We start from the raw sequence: 3,638 nt of genomic DNA on the forward strand, positions 1-3,638 counted from the left end.
TGGCGATTGGGCGACTCAGCATGAAGGTAGGCAAGGCCGGAAAGGCCGGGCCTCATGCTGCCTACATTGCCCGCGAAGGCCAGTATGCAAATCGGTTGGACAAGGGCGAGCGGTTGGAGGCAACCGAAGTCGGCAACATGCCCGCTTGGGCGGCTGACCAGCCGCAAGCCTTTTGGCAGGCGGCGGACGCTTTCGAGCGGTCGAATGGGACGACCTATCGAGAGATGGAAATCGCCTTGCCGCGAGAGCTGGACGCCGCGCAGCGGGTCGAGTTGGTCAAGGATTGGGTTCGGCAAGAGATTGGCGATCGGCACGCTTACCAGTGGGCGATCCATGTTCCCTTGGCGTTAGACGGCAAAGATCAGCCCCACGTCCACCTGATGTTCAGTGAGCGTCAGGTGGACGGCATCGAGCGCGATCCCGAGCAGTATTTCAAACGCTACAACGGTAAATCGTCGGAGAAAGGCGGGGCGCGCAAGGAGTATGGGCAGGTCGATCCAACCTTGAAGGGGGCTGAGCGGCAAAAGGCCCGCGCCGCCGACCTCAAGGGACTCCGGGGCCGCTGGGAAGAAGCGTGCAATCACGCCCTGGAGCAAGCCGGGGTCGATGCGCGGATCGACATGCGCAGCCACGCCGAGCGCGGGCTTGAGCAGGTGCCCGAGGGCAAAATGCTGCCGTCCGAGTGGCGGGCGCATGTGATTGAGTTCCGGGCCGCGCAGGCCAATTTGAGCAAGGTTGTGCCGGACATTCCGGGCGAGCTGGTGAATCTGCAAGACGAGCGTGAGCGCAGGGCCAAGGCCAGCCCCCCAGCCCAACAACCCGACCCGCTGGACTTCTTCCGCGATGGCTTGGACAAGGCCCGCGCCGCAGGCGACGGCATGGGCATGCAGGTGGCCGCACGCCGCTTGGAGCTGGCCGAGGAAGCGCAGGCAAACGGCCAGAACCCGAAACACATTTACCGCCAGATCGACACCCAAGCACAGGCCGATGTCATTGCTGGGCTGGGCAAGGCAGACGATGTACACAAGGCGACAGCGCATAAGGCGATGGGCTCCGAAGGGAAAGACCACGGCGAAGAAGTGGCCGAGCGAGACAAGGCCAAAGAACGCAAGCAGGACGCTTTGTGGGCAGGTATGACCTCTGGGCAGCTTCTGGGCGAAATTGACCGGTTACGGCCTCCTAGCGTCCGTGAAGCGGTAGATCGGGACTCGGATGTGCAGCGGGCCAACCGAGATGCCAATGCATTGCGCGAGCGCGTTGCTGAAGCCAAGCGAGTCGAGTCGCTGGCCCAGCAACGCACGGAGGAATGGCGAGAGGCTCACCCGCTGCGGGCGAAACTGCGAGATATGGGGTGGAAATGGGAGCCACTGGAGAAGCTGGCGGCGACCGAGGAAAAGAACCGGAAGCAGTGGCAACGCCTCGAACCAGAAGCGGTACGGGCCGCCGAACACGCGAAACAGGTACAGGCAGATGTTTGGACGCGCATCGAGCGGGAACAGGCTCCGATTCGAGCGCAGGTTAAGGCGCTGGAAAAGCTCCGGACAGAGAAGTCAGGTCTGGAGCGGGCTGAGCGGGAGGCCCAAAAGCGGGAGCGGCAGGCCCTGCAGAAAGGCAAGCCGGGCCTTGGCAAAGGCAAAGGCCACGGGCTCTAGGCCAGATCCAGCGGGATCTGGTTCAGTCGAGCGCGGGCCGCGTCCCATGTCTCACCAGGGCGAGCCTGTTTCGCGATTTCAGCATCTGAAATCTTTCCGGCCTTGCGCTTCGCGGGGGCCTTGCCCACCGCCTTGGCGGGCTTTTTCGGGGCGAAATCGAACACTAGGTGCGTGATCTTTCGTCCAGCCTTGCGCTGTGTCCAAGACACTCGGAGTGGGCTGTGCTCGTTGATTTGCGCGATAGCAGGCTCAATCACCCAGCGGCGTAGGTCGGCCGTAAGCGGATAACGCTCTTCAAGCTGGAGCCAGTGGCGCAGATCTGCCACCGCTATCACTCGCTCACCAGTACTATCCCACTGCATCAGCAGCTCATACAGGCGGATAGCGTGAGAGCTGTCCATTCTGACTACATCCGCTAAGGCGTACTTCGTGAACTCCCTCGAAAGTTCGGTTAGATAGGGCAGCATGTCTTTGCTAAACCTGAGTTCGACACGGCCCTCACCGTCGATGTAATCGACGGTCTGCACCCATCCGGTAATGCGCGTCCTAGACTGCTTCTTGCCCCCGTTTGGCTGGTAGGCAAACCGTACTTCTCGCCGTTTGAGTCGTAGAGCTGCTTCCTTGAGCTGAGTGTACGAAGATTCGATGGATACACCCGCCATTGTGGCGACGTCTTCCGCCGAAACCGAATACATCACCTCGTCTGTAACTGGCTCGTCCCTGCGAACTTGGGCGATACAAGCCAACACAATCCGCTGCTCTTGCACGCTCAGTCGATAAGCTGCCTCGACCAACGCATTGCTCTTACACACGACCAAATTCGATGCCACGGCAAGCCCTCGCCATTGATTTATGTAGAGACTGTAACAGATAACATATAAACAACAAATCCCTCCACATATGGCAACAAATCCCTCCACATGTAACAACAAATCCCTCCACATATAACAACAAATCCCTCCACATATAAGAGCCGAAAGCCCCGTAATCCGTGGCCTCCAGATGTCCTAAAAGGTTTTAAAAAGGGAAAAAGTAAAACAGGGCGCTGCGCGCTACGTGGCCCGTTGGGCCGCGTTTATGCCCCTGAAGGGGCGGTGGAGGCGTCTGGGAAATCGCCGTCAATCCGTCCCCCTGTTGCCGCCTGAGAGGCCGAAGGAAGCGAGTAATCAGTGGATCGAGGTGGGATTCCCCTTTGGTGCTCACCAATGGCTCCAGCAGCGCCTGAGAGGCCGCTAGAGCGGTTTAACACCAGAAAGGGGGGCTTTTCACTTGCCAGACAGCAGGGCGTCGCCTGCACGCTTCCAATCGCCTCTACGGGGATCGTCGGCAGGCACTTTCGCCAGCCCCAGGAGCGCCCCCAGCAATTCGCCACGGTCGATGGTTGGTTTACCCGTCTTGGTGTCCACCAACCCGGCGAGAATGAGCAGCCCTGCCGATTGGTAAAGCTCGTGGTCGCGGGCTTTCCGTTCCTTGGCCTTTTCGCCGTTGATAATCCGCGCCGCATCCGCCTTTGCTCTTTGCGCTCGATCTGCGGCTTTTTCCGCCCTTACCAGCGCCGCCAATTTTCGTTTGTCTTCGGCGGTATGGTCGGATTTTTCTGCCAAGGCCAGCAACAGTCGCTGCTGGTCATTGGGCGATTTAAGACCGCTGATGTAGGCCGTTCTTATCGTGATCCATTCGTCTTGCATGAAAGCACCTGTTGTTGATCTTGATGTTCAGTTTATCGCTGAACTGGCAGATTGGCACTGTCCCGCTGTATCCTTCAAATTATTGAAGGCGCGCTTAGGTGTTTCTCAGTACCTGAGAAACGCGCGTGCTGCCGCAGGCCGAAGCAAGGTCAAGAACAGGTCAAAAGCAAATGGCGATTGGGCGACTCAGCATGAAGGTAGGCAAGGCCGGAAAGGCCGGGCCTCATGCTGCCTACATTGCCCGCGAAGGCCAGTATGCAAATCGGTTGGACAAGGGCGAGCGGTTGGAGGCAACCGA

Annotated in this window: 3 protein-coding genes; 1 reads left to right on the forward strand and 2 read right to left on the reverse strand. The window is 59.3% G+C overall.

Annotated features, from left to right (window positions below; all coding sequences use genetic code 11):
• Positions 1-1,652: MobA/MobL family protein (locus tag HBN61_RS22105; RefSeq protein ID WP_223182430.1), on the forward strand; the 1,652-nt coding region annotated here is incomplete at its 5' end.
• Here the strand turns inward: HBN61_RS22105 and HBN61_RS22110 are convergent.
• Both HBN61_RS22110 and traD read right to left on the reverse strand, forming a co-directional pair.
• Positions 1,649-2,482 carry a replication initiation protein gene (locus tag HBN61_RS22110; protein WP_218581134.1) on the reverse strand — a complete coding sequence of 278 codons (834 nt, stop codon included), beginning with the start codon at positions 2,480-2,482 and terminating at the stop codon, positions 1,649-1,651. The two genes, HBN61_RS22105 and HBN61_RS22110, sit on opposite strands and share 4 nt — an antisense overlap.
• A gap of 435 nt (positions 2,483-2,917) precedes the next feature.
• On the reverse strand, positions 2,918-3,340 hold the full coding sequence (traD, locus tag HBN61_RS22115; RefSeq protein ID WP_153426324.1) for a conjugal transfer protein TraD: 423 nt from the start codon (positions 3,338-3,340) through the stop codon (positions 2,918-2,920).
• Positions 3,341-3,638 lie beyond the last annotated feature (298 nt).

It is taken from the genome of Pseudomonas sp. WS 5071 (assembly GCF_012985765.1).
In the GTDB taxonomy this organism is placed as follows: Bacteria; Pseudomonadota; Gammaproteobacteria; order Pseudomonadales; family Pseudomonadaceae; genus Aquipseudomonas; species Aquipseudomonas lundensis_A.